The organism is Bryobacter aggregatus MPL3, assembly GCF_000702445.1.
Classification (GTDB): domain Bacteria; phylum Acidobacteriota; class Terriglobia; order Bryobacterales; family Bryobacteraceae; genus Bryobacter; species Bryobacter aggregatus.
Genome location: NZ_JNIF01000003.1, coordinates 1320420 through 1337172 on the forward strand (window position 1 = coordinate 1320420; position 16753 = coordinate 1337172).

Annotated in this window: 13 protein-coding genes; 3 read left to right on the plus strand and 10 right to left on the minus strand. The window is 59.2% G+C overall.

Annotation, left to right across the window (positions count from 1 at the left end; all coding sequences use genetic code 11):
- Nucleotides 1-248 precede the first annotated feature (248 nt).
- Nucleotides 249-2744: an ABC transporter permease gene (locus tag M017_RS0106445; RefSeq protein ID WP_031496691.1), complete on the plus strand. Its 2496-nt coding sequence runs from the start codon at nt 249-251 to the stop codon at nt 2742-2744.
- Here the strand turns inward: M017_RS0106445 and M017_RS0106450 are convergent, their stop codons facing one another.
- Nucleotides 2745-3530 (minus strand): hypothetical protein, encoded by a 786-nt coding sequence (locus M017_RS0106450; RefSeq protein WP_155121282.1) that lies wholly within the window; start codon nt 3528-3530, stop codon nt 2745-2747.
- A gap of 76 nt (nt 3531-3606) precedes the next feature.
- Between M017_RS0106450 and M017_RS0106455 the strand changes: the two genes are divergently transcribed.
- Complete coding sequence (locus M017_RS0106455; protein WP_031496695.1) at nt 3607-3945, plus strand: PadR family transcriptional regulator; 339 nt, start codon at nt 3607-3609, stop codon at nt 3943-3945.
- Nucleotides 3942-6569: an ABC transporter permease gene (locus tag M017_RS0106460; RefSeq protein WP_051669560.1), complete on the plus strand. Its 2628-nt coding sequence runs from the start codon at nt 3942-3944 to the stop codon at nt 6567-6569. Before M017_RS0106455 ends, M017_RS0106460 begins: the two co-directional genes overlap by 4 nt.
- Here M017_RS0106460 and M017_RS0106465 read toward each other — a convergent pair.
- From M017_RS0106465 to M017_RS0106505, 9 genes are all read right to left on the minus strand, one after another.
- A complete protein-coding gene (locus M017_RS0106465) occupies nt 6566-6817 on the minus strand; it encodes a 4Fe-4S dicluster domain-containing protein (RefSeq protein ID WP_031496698.1) in 252 nt (83 codons plus the stop codon). The two genes, M017_RS0106460 and M017_RS0106465, sit on opposite strands and share 4 nt — an antisense overlap.
- A 61-nt stretch (nt 6818-6878) precedes the next feature.
- Nucleotides 6879-7577 carry a Crp/Fnr family transcriptional regulator gene (locus tag M017_RS0106470; RefSeq protein WP_031496700.1) on the minus strand — a complete coding sequence of 233 codons (699 nt, stop codon included), beginning with the start codon at nt 7575-7577 and terminating at the stop codon, nt 6879-6881.
- A gap of 30 nt (nt 7578-7607) precedes the next feature.
- A complete protein-coding gene (locus M017_RS0106475) occupies nt 7608-8264 on the minus strand; it encodes a hypothetical protein (protein ID WP_051669561.1) in 657 nt (218 codons plus the stop codon).
- Between the two features lie 20 nt (nt 8265-8284).
- Complete coding sequence (locus M017_RS0106480) at nt 8285-11425, minus strand: TonB-dependent receptor (RefSeq protein WP_031496704.1); 3141 nt, start codon at nt 11423-11425, stop codon at nt 8285-8287.
- Entirely contained in the window at nt 11426-12598 is a 1173-nt protein-coding gene (locus M017_RS0106485) for a PepSY-associated TM helix domain-containing protein (protein ID WP_031496705.1), read from the minus strand.
- A 124-nt stretch (nt 12599-12722) separates the two neighbouring features.
- Complete coding sequence (locus M017_RS0106490) at nt 12723-13373, minus strand: Lcl C-terminal domain-containing protein (protein WP_031496706.1); 651 nt, start codon at nt 13371-13373, stop codon at nt 12723-12725.
- Nucleotides 13374-13428: 55 nt separating this feature from the next.
- Nucleotides 13429-14766, minus strand: a complete 1338-nt coding sequence (locus tag M017_RS0106495; protein WP_031496708.1) for a peroxiredoxin family protein — start codon at nt 14764-14766, stop codon at nt 13429-13431.
- A gap of 23 nt (nt 14767-14789) precedes the next feature.
- Nucleotides 14790-16094, minus strand: a complete 1305-nt coding sequence (locus M017_RS0106500; RefSeq protein ID WP_051669562.1) for a hypothetical protein — start codon at nt 16092-16094, stop codon at nt 14790-14792.
- Nucleotides 16095-16178: 84 nt separating this feature from the next.
- Nucleotides 16179-16748 (minus strand): hypothetical protein, encoded by a 570-nt coding sequence (locus tag M017_RS0106505; protein WP_031496711.1) that lies wholly within the window; start codon nt 16746-16748, stop codon nt 16179-16181.
- Nucleotides 16749-16753 lie beyond the last annotated feature (5 nt).

Sequence of the window (16753 nt, forward strand, 5' to 3'; positions counted from 1 at the left end):
TGAGCCAGCGGACGTAGCATTTGATTGCTGCGGGTACGCAATCTTTTGAAAAATTTTGCAGACCGTGTAACGAGAGCGCCGAGGATTCCCGACTGTTAGACATATCCCCGTTACGAAGGCGGGTGCCTCAAATATTCACCCCGAAGTTGAGACACCCGCCGACCTTTTTCATCCCACCTTTTGTAGTTTTTTTGTTTCCCAGCCCGAAAATCCACTAAACGATTCCGCGCGGCTTGCGTAATATCTTCATGCACAATCTGCGGTTCGCCCTTCGCACTCTCGCAAAGAGTCCTGTGGTGTCTGTTGTCGCAATCTTCTCCCTGGCGCTTGGCATTGGAGCCAATACCGCGATCTTTTCGGTGTTTGAACAAGTTTTGCTGCGGCCCTTGCCAGTGAGCGCCCCCTCGGAACTCGTAAACATTTCCGCAAATGGACCAAGGAGTGGCAGCAACTCGACCAACAACGCCGGCGGCGGACAGTCGATCTTCAGCTACCCGATGTTCCGCGACCTCGAAAAGCAGCAAACCGTATTCACCGGCATGGCCGCCCATCGTAGCTTTGGCGCGAATCTTGCCTATCAAGGACAAACGGCAAATGTGGATGGAATGCTGGTTTCCGGGTCTTACTTTCCGGTTCTGGGTGTGCAGCCTGCGCTCGGACGCCTCTTCGGCCCTAATGACGATCGCACTCCTGGCGCGCACCCTCTGCTCGTGCTCGATTACTCCTACTGGACCGAAAAGTTCAATCGCAACCCTCAGATTCTGAACCAGCCGATTCTGGTGAATGGAACTCTCATGACCGTCATTGGCGTGAGTCCGGAAGGCTTCCACGGCACAACGCTCGGGTCCTTCCCTCAGGTTTACGCGCCGATCAGCATGCGCGAGGAGCTGTCGCCCGGATGGAAGGGCCTGGACGAACGGCGCAATTACTGGGCCTATCTGTTTGCCCGCCTGAAGCCCGGCGTGAGCCTGAAGCAGGCCGAAGCCGCCTTGCAGGTGCAATTCATGGGGATCATCCGCGAAGTGGACATGCCACTCCAGAAAGGCGCAAGCGAGCGATTCAAGAAGGAGTTCCTCGGCCAGCAGTTGACCCTGACGCCAGGAGAACAGGGGCAAAGCGAGATGTTCCGGCGGGCTTCCACCCCCTTGATCCTCCTGCTGGGCATCACTGGCTTCGTTTTGTTGATTGCCTGCGCAAACATCGCGAACTTGCTGCTGGCGCGCTCGGCAAACCGGGCCAAGGAATTCTCGATCCGGCTCTCGCTGGGAGCCCAACGCGGCCAGGTGATCGCACAGCTTCTGACAGAATCCTTTGTGCTCGCCTTGCTGGCGGGTATCGCCGGCCTTTTTGTCGCCTATGCGACGCAGATGGGAATTGCGAGTTTCTTCGATGGAGGGCTCCACGCGGTGGTGTCCGCCGGAATCCGGCCGTCGACGATGGCCTTCGCCCTGGGTGTCTCGATTCTGGCGGGCTTTTTGTTCGGCTTGTTTCCCGCCGTACATTCGGCAAAGCAAGACCTTAGTAGTGCGATGAAAGACCAGGCTGGAAACGTATCGGGCAGCGGCGCAGCAGCACGCTTCCGGCGCACGCTGGTGACCGCACAGATCGCCCTGTCGTTGCTGCTCCTCGTCTCGGCCGGACTGTTTCTGCAGAGCCTGGTGAATGTGATGCGGGTGAATATTGGCATCAGAACCGAGAATGTGATCGCCTTCGGCCTGTCGCCGCAGCTGAACAAATACACACCAGTCCGCGCGAAGGCGCTCTTTGAGCAACTGGAAGGCAAGCTGGCGGCGATTCCCGGCGTGCAGGGGGCGACCGTTTCGCTAGTGCCGCTGATTGCGGGAAGCAATTATGGCAGCAATGTTTCTGTCGATGGCTTTCAGGCCGGCCCCGACACCGACACGCATTCGATGCTGAACGATGTGGGGCCTGGCTTCTTTCGCCTGATGCACATCCCGCTGGTGGCTGGGCGGGAGTTTACCAATAGCGATGGCGAGAACGCTCCGAAGGTGGCCGTGGTGAATGAGTCCTTTGTTCGCAAGTTCGGACAAGGCCAGAGCTTGGTGGGCAAGCGCATGCAAGTGGGCGCCGGGCAGAAGAACGACATCGAGATTGTCGGTGTGGCGAAAGACGCAAAGTACAGCGACGTCAAGGACGCGATTCCCCCCATGTTCTATCTGCCTTACAAGCAGGATAAGAACCTGAGTTACGCGATGCTCTATGTCGCCACCGCCGTGCCCACCGATCAGATTCTGCCGCTGGTACGCAAGGCAGTGGCGGAACTCGATCCGAATCTTCCGGTGGAGGATTTGAAGACCTTGGCCGTCCAGGTGAATCAGAACATCGGGCTGGACCGGATGATCTCGACACTGGCCGCCGCTTTTGCCGTGCTGGCCACGCTGCTGGCAGCCATCGGACTCTACGGCGTGCTCGCCTTTACGGTGTCGCGGCGAACACGGGAGATTGGCATCCGCCTGGCAGTGGGCGCCGACACCGCGGACATCCGCAAACTGGTGATGAAGGAAGTGGGCTGGATGGTCGCCATCGGCATTGCGATCGGCTTGCCCGCTGCGCTGATGCTGGCGAGATATACCGAAAGCCTGCTCTATGAGATGAAGAGTTGGGACCCGATCGTGATGGCCGTATCGGTGGTGCTGGTAGTGATCGTCTCGCTGGGGGCAGGCTATGTGCCGGCTCGCAAAGCAATGCGGATTGCGCCGGTGACCGCGTTGCGCTGGGAGTAGCTAAGCGGCATCGTCGTCGTGATGGGGCAGGCGCCCCCGCGTGCCCGCGCCGAAGCCCATCGGCATGCCACCGCCGCCTCCTTCCCCTTTGCCACTGCCTTCGCGCCCCGCAGGCACGGTCGCAAGAAACTGCAGGAACAGCGTCTGCGCATACTTGCGGCTGTGATAGTCCATCCGCACGAAGGAACAGAGGCCTGCAATCACGCAGGTGGCGAAGATGCCGAGGGTCCAGGAGCCCGTGTTCACCGGGATCAGGCCCAGCAGCGAAGCCGCGAGCGATATCGAAATCAGAAGGAAGGCCATGAAGAGGCCCTTGTTCAGCTTGTAGTCGGCACTCAAGTCATCGAGACGTTCATTCCCTTTTGCCGCTGCCAGATAGGCCTCGGCATGGGCGACAGAGCTCTCGAGCGTTGCCGCATCGAGAGACTTTGCATCGGGGAATGGGATGCCCAGCTTGAACGGATACTGTTGCTCCAGTTGTTCGATTTGCTCTGGGGTCAGATAGCGATCCTTCTCGCGCCCGGCAAAGCGGCGCATCGCCCACTCTGCCACCGTGCGAATCTGCACACGAGGCCACAAGGGTTCGATAAAGAACTGGCCAAAGCCCTGCAGCAGATGTCCAATCGCGAAAGAGAAGACAAGCCCGGTGGTGATGCCGAGGCCGGAACTGGCAAAGTCGCTGGCCATCCATTCCTTCGGCGCAAAGAGCAACAGCGCGATCAGCAAGAGCACCGCGCCCGGCATGACAACCGAAGCGAATTCTACAAAGAGCCGAATGTTGCGCATGACAATTTGCCGGGCTGTCCCAAATTCTTTGACAAGCCTGTAAAGATAGCGGATTCTGAAGCTGTCGAAAGCCGACATGTCGAAAGCAAAAAACGAAGTACCTTATGGCACATTGGATCTGCTGATCCTGAAGACTCTCGAGACAAGGGGCACTTTGCATGGCTATGCGATTGCACGGCGTATCGAGCAGGTTTCAGAGGACGCGTTGCAACTGAGCCAAGGCTCGGTCTACCCGGCGCTGGTGCGCCTTGAGCAAGAGGGATGGATCGCCGCCGAGTGGGGCGTCTCTGAGACCAATCGCAAGGTCCGCTTCTACTCCTTGACGCGCAGTGGCCGCAAGCAGTTGTTGGTGGAAGTGGCGAACTGGGAACAGGCCATGGCCCTGGTGGGCCGCTTTCTGGGAGCCTCTGCGTGACGCCGCGCCGCGCACTTGCGAGGATCACCGCGCTGTTTCGCAAGCGGCGTCTCGATCGCGACTTGGAAGAAGAAGTGCGTGCGCATCTCGAGATGGCGGAGATGGACGCCATCGCCAGTGGATCGACGCCAGAAGCAGCACGGCAGAAGGCACGCCGCGAATTCGGAGGAGTGACACAAATGCAAGAAAAGCATCGCGAACAGCGCAGCGCCCAGTGGATCGAGAATTTTCTGCGCGACTTCCGCTTCGGGCTCTCCTCGCTGCTCCGCACGCCCAGCTTTACGGCCATTGTTGTCGGCGTGCTGGCGCTTGGAATTGGCGCGAATGTCGCGATGTTCAGCCTGGTGGATGCGGTGCTGCTCAAGCCGCTTCCGTTTCGCGAGCCCGATCGCATTGTCGCTGTGTGGGAGGCACCTCGCAAGGGCGTGACCAATGCCACCAGCACGCCCGACTTTCTCGATTGGAAGCGGCTCGGAACCCGCTTTGAGGCGCTGGCCGCAACGCAACACCTCTCGTCTTCGCTCACCGGAAATGGGGAAGCCATGCGCCTGAACGGCATGGCCGTCACCACTGACTACTTCCGGATCTTCCAGGTAGGCCCCGGGCTGGGACGCAGCTTCAGTGCCGCGGATGATCAACCGGTGGTGGTGCTCAGTCATGCCGCCTGGCAGAAGTACTTTGCCGGAGACCCGGGCATTCTCGGCCGCAAGCTGATTCTGGATGGGGAGGCGTATCCAGTGATCGGAGTACTGCCGCCGGGCGCTTTCGACCGCGAAGAGGTCGCGTTCTGGAAGCCGCTCGTATTTGCGCCAGAGCAGCAGCGCCGCGACTTCCACTGGATGACCGTCTATGGCCGGCTGCGCGCAGGCGTAACGCCCGCACAAGCGCAGGAGCAATTGCAGGCAATCGCAACCGCGCAGAAAGAGCTGACGCCCTTGTTCAAACGCGATTGGAAGATCCAGGTGGAGGCTTATGAAAATCTAGTGGTGGGCGACGGGCTGCGCCGGCAGCTCTACATCGCCTTCGGCGCCGTGGCCTTTGTCCTGCTGATTGCTTGTGCGAATGTTGCAAATCTGCTGATCGGCAAAGGTGTCGCGCGCCGCAAAGAGCTTGCAGTGCGTGCGGCCTTGGGCGCGAGCCGGGGCAGGCTGATTGCGCAATTGCTCACCGAGAGCTTGGCGCTTTGCCTGCTGGGTGGCGCGGCGGGCGTCTTGCTGGCCTGGTTGTTGCTGCGCTTGGCGCAGCCCTTTCTCTTGCAGGCTTTGCCCTTCACCGCTGCCGTCAATCTCGACCTGCGGGTGCTCGCCTTTGCGGTGCTACTGGCCTTGGGAGTTGCGTTGCTGGTGGGTGTATTGCCTTCGCTCCAGACTTCGTTTGCCAATCTGGCGGCCTCGATGAATGCGACCGCGCGCGGTTCTTCCGGCTCGCACTCCTTTGCACGACGGCTGATTGTGATCGCCGAGGTTGCCTTGTCGCTTGTATTGCTGTGCGGCGCGATGTTGCTATTTCGCAGCCTGTTGAAGCTGCAGGATCTTGATACCGGGGTGCGCATCGACAAGGTGATGACGATGTCGATCGATGTCCCCTTGCGTGCCTACCCGACACCGCAACGGGCCGCGTTGCTTTACGAATCTCTCGCGCAGCGGGTGAAAGCGGCGCCCGGCGTCAGCGAGGTTGCCTTGGCCACCCATCTGCCTTTGCGCTGGATTGGGAACGGCGAAGGCATGATGGTGCCGGGCGTGGAGAAGCCGGTGAATGTGCGCTTCAAGCGTGTCGACCCCGGCTACTTCCGAAGCTTCGGGATTCCGCTTCTGTCTGGCCGCGAGATCACGGAGCGCGATCGCAACAACACGCCGCGCATTGCGGTGATCAACGAAGCGTTGGCCCAGCGGCTGCGTGAAGTCGCTCAAGGCAAGGACCCGGTGGGAATGAAGGTACAGGTGTCGTGCCCGAACTATGAGGTGAAAGGCACGACGATACAGGACATCGAGATTGCCGGGGTGATCCGCAGCGAGCGCGTCGGCGGGCCGGGGAGGCCAGACCCACCCGTCGTCTATGTGCCACTGGCCCAGTCGCCCAGCGGCGGCGTGCGGCTGATTGTCCGCACCCAGGGCGAGCCCAGCGTGGTGGTGCCCGGCTTGCGGGAAGCCTTGCGCGAAGTGGACCCGTCGCTTGCGCCGGGAGATCTGGCCACGATGCAGGAAGTGCGCGAGCAGACCTTATCGGGATCGAGCCGCCCGGCCTGGTTGATCGGCTGCTTTGCGCTGGTGGCGGCCTTGCTTGCAGCACTGGGTCTGTATGGTGTGCTGTCGAATGCGGTGATGCAGCAGCGGCGCGAGATCGGCATCCGGATGGCGCTGGGCGCAAGGGGAATCGATGTCGTCCTGCAGGTGCTGCAGAATGCAGTGGTGACGGTTGCCGCCGGATTGTTGCTTGGCCTGGCGGGAGCCTTCTCCTTGACGCGAGTGATGAAGAATCTGCTGTATGAGACCTCGCCGATGGACCCGCTGGCCTTTAGCTTCGCTTGTGCGCTGATGATGGCCGTGGGGATTGCCGCCGGCTTTGTGCCGGCCAACCGCGCCTCACGCGTGGACCCGGTGACGAGCTTGCGCGAAGACGCCTAGCGCTGGTACCAATCGGCATTGCGCTGACTCCAACTGGCGGTCAGATCTTCTGCCGGAAAGATCGCAGCGGCAGGACAGACCGGCACGCAGGCTCCGCAGCAGATGCAGTCCTCCGGATGGATGTACAACTGGCTTTCTGCGCCAAAGCCGGGCTCGTCGCCACGAGGGTGAATCGCATCCACTGGACAGGCATCGACACAGGCCGTGTCCTTCACTCCAATGCAAGGTTCCGCAATTACGTAGGGCATGACTCAGCGTAGAAAGGCCAGTGGCAAGGCGCGATGACTGAAGTCACATGCCGCGGATGTTTTAGAAAGAAAGTTCGGCGGCCAGTTTGTCGAGATCGGGGATGGTGAGGGCGCGGCGCTTCATGACAATGAACCCGGCGCCATGGAGGCGTCCGAGATTCCTCGAAATCAACTCGCGTACGGTGCCCAGCCGTGCGGCGAGTTCTTCCTGATTCTCTTGCAACTCGATGAGGATGCCTTCAGCGCAAAGCTTGCCGGCGTCTTGTGCCAGGCGCAGCAGGTGGGCAATAAGACGGTCGCGCACCGTGGCAAAGGAGAGATCTTCTACCAGCCGCTTCAGGGTCTTGAGCCGCTGCGCCAAGACGCGAATCACTTTGATCGCAACGTCCGGATGCTGGAGGCAGAAGCGGAAGAAGCTGGGGCCATCGAGGCGCAAGAGAGTGCAATCTTCAATCGCCAGCGCTGTCACCGAATAGCGGCCACCGTCAAAGACAGACGACTCTTCGAGTGAGTTGCCGGGACGTTCGATGGCGATGAGTTGGTGCCGCCCGCCCGGGGACAACTTCACAATCCGGACGCTACCGCTTTGGACGATGAAGAGGTCGCCGCCTTTCTCGCCTTCTGAGAAGATAACGGCACCGGCCTCGAAGCGGAGGGAAGAGACTCCCACCGCGATCGAGGCCAGTTCGGCGTGCGACAACTCATTGAAGAGCGGAACGCGGCAAAGGGTATCGACAAAGGCGAGTGTAGAAGCGGTCATGGGCCTTACACTTCAGCATAGACAGGCTTCTTACTTCCAGCGAATGCCCTTTGCTGTCTCAAAGAACAGAGTAAAGACATAGCGGGCCTGATCGTAGGCGTCGTCGCCACTCCCGCCCGCAGCCTTCAGCAGATGTTCCACTTCGACGAAGTAAGGTCCAGACCAGGGCGTTTCAATCGTCACCTTGCCCTGCGCGTCGGTGAAGAACTCCTTCTGCCAGCGGGGCGGGCCAAAGACATGGACAGGCGCCTTGGGCAGGGGAGCACCCTTCAGGAACAAGGTGAAGCTGTTGCTGCCAGCCGCATCCGGCACGAGTTCGAGATCGGTCACTGCCTTGGTCTCGGTACGGCCGTACTTGGCAATATAGAAGCCCTTGGTCTTCACATTGGTCGTCTTATTCACGCCCACTTTCAGCGTATCTTCGACCAGGCGGACATCGCCGGAGCCGGTGACAGGAATGGCAAAGTGGTTTGCCTCTTTGGTCAGTGTCAGCGGCGTCTTGTCGACTCCGAGAAAGGCCTTCGGGGCCTTGATATAGTCCAGGAGCTTTCCACTGACTTCGCGTTTGTCTTCGGCCCATTCGCCGAAATAGGCCTTAGCCAGAGCTTTGTCTTTCTCAATCCAGACGGCGTGACCAAACATCATGGTGCTGCTGAGCAGCATGATAAGCATCAAATTTTTTTTCATCGATCTTTTTCCTCTTGCCCTTAAAAAATCAGCTTCAGAGCCAACTGCACCGACCGCGGACCACCCGTCTGGTAGAGCGAATTCAACCCGCCCATCTGAGTGTTCTGTGTGTTGTACGCCAAGCCGAAGCGCGCCGCACCGCTCGAGAGTTGGTTGTAAATCGACCCGAAGACCGGGTGATTGAAGACATTGAAGGCCTCGCCGCGGAATTGCAATCCAAAGCGCTCTGAGAGCTGAAACTGCCGCCGGATGGCGATGTCGGTTTGGAAAGTTCCAAACCCGTTTGCGACATTACGGCCGAGATTGCCATGGGTTCCAACCACGGTCGTGCTGAAGGCCGCAAAATTGATGCGGCGTCCACCGGGCGCAGCCTTGTCCGAAATGTAGAGCGGCTGACCGGCAACCAGGTTCGGTTGGTAGGAAACACTTGTCCCCAGAGTTGGATCGACGCCAGTGATGCCGAGAATATCAACCGGCATTCCAGACCGCGCGGAGATGCGCGTGTCCGTCGCCCAGTGTGCGAAGGCCGCGTTCAGCCAGGAGTGGCTATAGCGCCCTGGAAGCTCGTAGGTGATCGCGCTTTGGAAGTTGTGCCGGATGTCATAGTCCGAATTGCCGCGCAGCAGCTTGCTCACTCCAAAGTTGTTCGTAGCATCGTCAATCGTGTGGGACCAAGTGTAGAAGGCCGTTGCCTGGAGCCCCCTCGAGATCCGGCGCTGGAACTGAGCCTGCAGCCCGTGATAACTGGCGTTGGCGCCGTTCGTGGTCAGGTACAGACCCCAAGCCTTGAAGTCCGGATTGATCGCTCCCGCGGCTGCGGCATTGTAAGTCCAGGCGACAGGCAGTTGCCGGGTTGCCGAGCCGATGTAGTTCAACGTGAGGGTCTGGTTTTGACCTATGCCCTGTTCGACCGCCGCACTCCACTGCATCGTGTAGGGAGATTTGATGTCGCGATTGATGGCGTAGACGCTGAAGTTGTACGGCGTTGCGATGCTTCCAACCGGAAGCTGGGCGATCTGATCGGCGGAGACCGGAAAGGCAGAGCCGACATTGAGAAATCGAAGCGCGCCCACCAGGCCAACACCAAAGTAGCCATGTGAAGCCATTGTATTGGTGGTGTCGTAGAACAAGCCACTGCCCAGGCGGAGTACGGTGTCCCAGCCATTGCTCTGACGCAGATGGTAGGCAAGACCGATGCGTGGAGCGAGGTTGTTCCAACGCGTGTTCCACAATGGAGTGCCAGCGGGCGCCATCTTTGCCGTTGCCAGGTTGCGGGTCTGGTCTAGATTGTAGGGAATGTTGCCATTGCTGTCAGAGGGCGGCGGATTGACGTCCCAACGCAGCCCAAGCGACAGGCTGAGTCGAGAGTTGATCTTCCACTCATCCTGAAGGAAGGCGGAAAAGTTGGTGTAGATCGGGCTCACATCGCCAGAGAAGCGCTCGAGCGTCACATTCGGCGCCGTGTTCGCCATCAGTTCGGTATAGGTGTTGTAGAGAGCAAACTGATAGAGCGAGGGAGAGGCCTGTTGGGTAGCCAGACGGCGATAGTCGATGCCGGCCTTTAGATTGTGCCTCCCCAGCGACAGGCTGAAGCTATCGGTGAGATTGATCTGCTGCTGCAGATTGCGCTTGCTGTTCAAGGCGTAGCTCGGCCGCAGACCCCACTGCAGATAGATGTCGACCCAGTGCTGGTCGGAATTGCTATAGCCCGGAATCGCTGAAATCTTCAATGGCGTGGCGCCACCGAAGTTGTCGAGGGTATGAAGGAGGCCCTGCCCGTTGCGCGTGAGGTTGAAGCGCAGCTCGTTGTTGGCGCGCGCACTGAAGATGTTCGTTGCCCCGAGGGTCAGAGTCTTTGCACTGCCCAACTGCGAGGTGGAGCGAGCCATGTTTGAGGTGCTCCGAGTGATGCTCTCCGACGGCGCGTCGCTGTAGCGGCCAAAGACTTTGAAGGTGTCGGTAATGCTGTGGTCCATGCGCAGGCTGGAACTGTTGATCGAACCTGGGTTAGACCAGACGCCGGTGAAGCTGGCCAGGCCTTGCACGGTTTCAGGCCCATTTGGAAGCGGGAAGGCATTGAGGAAGACGCGCAAGGGAACGGGTGCATTCGCGCGCATGGCCAGGCTGGGGACATCTGTCACCACTGCAGGCTGCGGGGTGCGCAAACGCAGGCCTTCATACGAAAAGAAGAAGAAGGTGCGGTCTTTGCCGTTGTAAAGCTTTGGAATGTGCAAGGGGCCACCCAAGGTGCCTCCGAAGTCGTTCTGCCGCTGCTTCGGTTTCTGAGTGCCAGTGGCGTTGCTGAAGAAGTTGTTCGCATCGAGAGCATCGTTGCGGAAGTAGTTGAACAGCGAACCATGGAAGCCGTTGGTACCCGAGCGAGTGGTGAAGGAGAACTGCCCGCCAGGACCGCGGCCATACTCAGCGGAATAGGTAGAAGTGGTGGCGCGAAACTCCTGCAGCGCGTCGACCGACACGAGGCTCTGTGTGGTGCCCAGCGCCGTCTCGCCCGGAGTGGAGCCGCCATAACCTGCACCCCAACCGGGAGTGGACGGCGAGGCGCCCGTGTTCGCGCTGACTCCATCGACTGTGAAGTAATTCGATTCCGTCCGCTGGCCATTCACGCTCATCGCACCGCTCTGACCGGTGCCTCGACTGGACACGACGGCGGTTACGCCCGGCACCAGCGTCAGCAGCGATTGGAAGGAGCGCCCATTGAGAGGCATGTTCTCCACAAAGTGCCGGTCGATCACCGTGCTGACGCTCGCATCGACGGTGTTGATGTTGATCCCGCTGCCATTGACGGTCATCGCCTGGCTGAGGCTGCCCACCGGAAGCAGAATCTCGCGGGCTACCTTTGCGGCGACCTCGAGCTTGATGTCTTCAATGATCTGCTTCTGAAAGCCAACCGCTTCTACGCTGAGTTCATAGCGTCCTGGCGGCAAGGAGGGCAGATTGTAGATGCCCAGCCCGTTACTACTGACGGTCAACTGAACGTTGGTATCGAGATTCCGAATGGTCAGCCGCGCATTGGCAACCGCTGCCCCAGTGGTGTCTCTCACAAAGCCGGAGAGTTCCGCAGGTTGTGTCCAGGCTGGCGCTGCCAGCAGCACAATGCCTAGTAAATATTGTGCCAATTGAGAGTTTCTTTGGTGTTTCATTTACTTCCTGTTCCAAGCTCGCTGCATCTGAGCCCATTGCTTCCCGAGGTAGCGATTCCAATACATCAGCGCACCGGTAATGACCAGGGCTGGGAGAGAGAGTCCGAGCAGAGCCCAGAGAATTTTGACGGTAAGACCCCACTGCGTGCCGAAATGCAAGGGATAGATCGACCACAGAATCCAATCGCCCGCCGTGTGCGTGAGCCCTCTCTGCCAAGTGCCGAGATGCCGACCGGTATAGGGATCAAAATAGAGGTAGTCTGACTCCAGCAGAGTTCCGGTCGTACTCCTCGACACATAGACCAGCATCGGCGCGGGTGCGGCGGGCAGGCTCACCGCAGTCAGATTGCGACCCGCACTCAACCTCTCTGCTTCGGCCAGAATCACAGCGGGATCCTGCCGTGGCATACCCTTCTTCACCGCTTCTACCGCGAATCGCTTCATTGGATTCGAAAGCGGCGAAAACTGGGTGATCACACTGGTAACCGGTGCAGGCCAGGCAAAGTAGACGCCAGTAAGGGCCCAAAACGCGACGATCGAGAGAGTCCAGAAGCCGATCACGTTATGGGCATCGAAGTTGATGCGCTTCCAGCTTTTGGAGAAGTCGACGATAAATCCTCGCTTCCAGGACTGAATCCCGGGCCACCACAAGAGCAGTCCACTGCCGGTGAGGATCAGCAGGAATACAGAGCCAATGCCATTCAGAGTGAGACCAGAGGCGCGAGGAAGAAGCAGAAAGTAGTGAAACTGCCCGACGAGCCGTAGGAAGGCATGCTGCGCGGCAGTCTCAGTTCCGAGCACGCGGCCGGTATTGGGATCGAGAGCAACCGTCAGCGTTCCGTCTTTGCCAGGGAGCAGACCCATATAGGCCGGAAGGTCGGGCTTCGGAGCATAGATGAAACTGATTGTCCGATTTGGTACCGCCTTCTCGATCAGCGATATGGCGGCCGCCATATCAATCTGAGCCCTCCCGTCCCATTGGGCGCGAAGCTCGGCAGGGCGGCTCCAGGCCTCCAGTTCTTTGCGGAACACCAGAATTGAACCGGTAATTCCGATCAGAACGACATAAAGCGCCACAAACAGTCCCACCCAAAGATGGATCTGAAAGAACGCCTTGCGAAGCCAGAGCTGTTGGGGAGAACGGACGAAACGGGTTACGAAGCTGAAGTTCATTCTATAAAATGCAATTTACTTGCATCTACAGATGTTGACTGTAGCATACGAGACCAGTTTGGTCCAAGTACTTCGAGGAAGAAAAATTCAGAATTGATTTGAAGAAAATGGAGGTGGGAAAGAGTCAGCGGCGGACGCAGAGCGCGCGATTCAGTCCAGCATCCCCTGCAGCGACAGACGCACGAGCGCCATCGGCAAAATCGAGGGCCCAGTTCTCTGCTTCTTCGTTGCCTTGCGTGGAACTCCAGGCCCATCCGGAGAGCTTCAATGGGACAATCACGCGAAAACCACGCTCGTCGGCCGTGCCGCCGAAGAGCGGTTGCAGTTCATCAATCGTGGGGAGCCGCCAGTCTTTATGGCCGGCAAGATCGAGGTGGCTGCAATAGTAGTTCGCCTGGCTGACGGTGACGCCCGAACCATTGTCGGCGGCAGCCCAAAGCAAACCGCTACGTTCATCTTTCCAGGTCCCCTGCTTCAGAATCTGAACGCCGAGCAGGTGCGCGCGCAAGGGGATGTGGACCGTCGCCGGGAGTGCGGACGAGACAAGAATCAGCTTCCGCCACGGGGTGGCGGCGGGTTGCGCTGCGATCGCTTGGAGCTGGTGCTCTCCAGGTGGAAGACTGAGCCGCAGGGGCTGGCCGGGCCTGAGGTCACCTGAAGGTTTTCCATCAATTTCCAGACGCGCCGCCGCATCGGACTGGATCGTGACATTCGGGTCTGGCTGCTGGGCCGGCAGGGAGAGGGAGAAGAGGAGAGGGAAAAGAATTCTTAGCATCGTATTTCAAGACCGCCGCTGGCGCACCATCCAGTACGCCAGCGGCAGAGACTAACTAACGGCGAGCAGAAGTCACAGGTGCTGCGCTTTCCGACGGAGCCTTCTCGCGCAAGAGACCATCAATGATCGAGGTGAACTCTTCTTTGAGGGCCGCATGATAAGGACCGCTGGCTGGTGCCGCAAAACCGGAATGCACCGCCTTCACCTTGCCGTCGCGGCCGATGAAGAAGGTGGCGGGCCAGGTGTTCAGATTGACAGCCTGGGGCACCTTATCCCACATCTCGGCAGGAGTTCCAGCCAGTAGATAGGGATAGGGCACGCCATACTTCTTGATGAAGGCCTTGACGCGAGTCAGCGACTGCAGTTGATCTTCCTCTTCAAAATCGAGAGCGATCACCTGTACGCCCTTGTCGGCATATTTCTTCTGGAGTTGCACCAGATACTGCGCTTCGTCGTGGCAGTTGGGGCACCAGGTGCCCGTCACCACGGCCACCACCACCTTGCCCTTGACCAGCGGATCTTCGTTCGAGATCGTCTTGCCGTTTACGTCGGGGAAGCTGTAGGTGAAGACCTCATTCGGGTCACGCACGGTGGTGTGGGTGAGGAAGTTGGAGGGTTCGGGAAGTCCCTTGGCACGAGCGACCTCGGGACGGTAGGCCGTTACTTCCACCACACGCGGCACCGCGTTGAGCTTCACGCTCAGGCTGCCGTCCGCTTGCGGGGTTAGCTCAATCCGGCCGGGACGCGCGCCATCGTAATGGCTGGCGATGAAGCTGCCATCCTTGAACTCGCCGGTGAGTGCGCCGGTGTCACCATCGATGCGCAGCACGGTGGCCAGAATCTCAGCGTCCTTCTGTTCGACGACGACACGCCAGGCCTTCTCTCCCTTGGCGGTCTCTTGAGCGACTTCCCACACGCCGCCGATCTGCGGAATGTTGCCGAGCTTGGCCGCCGTGGGCGCCACATAACGCTTGGCGTGGAAGGGAGTGCCAGCCGGGGAACGATATGCGGCAGCCTGCCGCTCCGTGCCTGCATACTGTTGGTTGCCCTGCGGACCAGCCGCGGCCGTCCGCTTGCGGAGAGAAATGATCTGGCCGTCGAGTTCGCCATCTTTCCACTCCGCCTGGATCGAAGTCAGGTAATGCTCAAAGTTCAGTTCGATCTTGCCGTTGCTGATCTTGGCGCTTGAGGTGGTTTTCGGGTCGCGCCCGTTATAGAGCGTCCCGACGACGGAGTCGCCGTCCTGAGAGATGTCGAGGCGAAACGGGATGGAGACGCCGTTGGCGGACTGGAGCGAGGCGGCCCAACGTCCGTTCCAATTCTCTGCCGCGGAGGCGCTGAGCCCCCAGACAAGGGTAGCCGCGATGGCTAGAGATTTCGCAGTGATCTGCATAGTTGCGTACCTTTCGGGTTTACTTAGCGTTGGAGTTGAGCCGGTGGGGGTGCCGGCGCGGAGACCTGGCTGACGGGCTGGCCGAGGAACTGCTTCCAGTCCTCCGGCAATCCGGGCTTGGTATCCACAAGGATTTCGAGGATCGCCCGACGATCCTCGGCTGACACTGCGGCGAAGTCGGGGCTTTGATCGCGGCCGCTGAGTACTTCGAACAGGCGCTGCAACAGGTAGTCGCGGGCTGGGCCCGGAATGGCGTCGAAGGCGTCCGAGTAGATCAAGTAACTGCAGGGGTACTTGAAGATCCGTTTCTCCAGGTCAAAATCCCGCAAGGAACGGCCTTTGCGGTCTCGTGGCCCGAGAGCAGAGAAGTCTTTTGTGAACGTGGAGGATTCGTGGAGGCCCGCAGGGAGCGCGGCTTCCCTGGTAAACAGAAGATAGCGGAGAGCCGCCTCCGCGGCAGTCTCATACTGTTGCCTGGTCTCGGCAGATGGCTGGACCGGAGCGCTCGCCTTCTTTGCGTCATTGTGCAGGCCGAGGCGATAGCGATAGTTCGTCTCGGTGACGAGATTGTGCATCTGCGTCTGGTGGGCGAGCACCAGATGGGCAACGACGTCACTGTGACGAGTGAGAAAGCGTGAGGTATCGACCACGCCCTCGAGATTCTCTTTGCCCTGAGTGCCGGTGACATACCAGCCGCCCCAACGCTTCTCAATGGGAGTTTCGTGGCCCATCGTGTAAATAGGGGCGCCGCCTTTGGGATAGCCGCTCGGCGCAGTGACCACGGAGCGAACCATCACTCCGGGAATGCCGCGTGTCGCCGTCGCGATGTGGCATTGCACGCAATCGAGTTGGGCGCGCTCAAAGCGGGGTTTATCCACCTGCTGCTCATTCAGCACATAGAAAACAGCACCCTGGGTGGCATCAAAGGCAATGAGCTCCAGCGACTTCGAGTTCAGCACCTGACCGACATAGACATTGTCATTGAAATACAGCGCACGCGGCGTCTTGGGGGAAATGTGTTGGAACTGGAGACTGGTTTTCGAATAGACGAGCGTTTGCGAAGTGGCCGGAACTCCAAGAGCCGCAAGAACCGACTTCAGATAGCCGTGGTCAGGCTCGTAGGCGAGCTGGATCTTGCCGCTGTCGAGCTGCCGGTTCAGTTGGGTGATCTGGTCGTTGAGGGTCTTCGAAGCGCGGTAGCCGATTGGCGCGTCGGCGAAAGGAAGGAAGCCTTGATTCTTCACGACAGGAGTCTGGGCGAAGAGCGAGGCACAGAAGAGGGCCTGCCATAGGCAGATCAGACGCTTTTTGGGGGCATTCTGGCTCACTGAGCCGAGTATGCCATATTCTAGATCAAAATACTATAGTATTCTTTCAGGCCGAAAAGGTTTCCGGCCTTGCGAAGATCTGCGTTAGCGGCTGGGGAGCAGCGACGGATCGTACTTGGAGCCTTTGGACACCTGTACCATCGTGATTCGCATCTTGGTGGGGAAGAACTTCTCGGAGTCTTCACGCTTGTGGGCGTGGCCTTTGCCGCCGCTGTTGTCCTTGATGACCAGGTCCATCTGCTTGATGCCTTCGGTCCAGACGATCGAATCGTTCTCCCACCAGGAGGTCATCGGCACATCGAGTTCGTAGACGCCTTTTTCGGTGTAGAGTCCGGTGCCGGTGCAGCCGTAGTTGTTGCCTTTGCCCTGGTTCGGGATGTAGCAGAGGGTCCAGGTGGTGGGCTCGCTGCCGGCCGGCTTTTCCAGCACTTCAGCCCGAATGTGTACGGTGCCATTGCGATAATCGATCGGGCTGGTCCAATCGCGCGGACGGTTGGGATTGAGAGCGGCACCTTTGACGTAGTAATGCGATTTGCTCGGCGTCGAATTGTCCGCATCGGCCTTCGTATAGGTAAAGGTGACATCGAAGAGCGTGAACTGTTCTGCGTAGGCGGCAAAGCTCAAAAACAAGAAGGCCAGTGATCGGAAATTCATCTTGA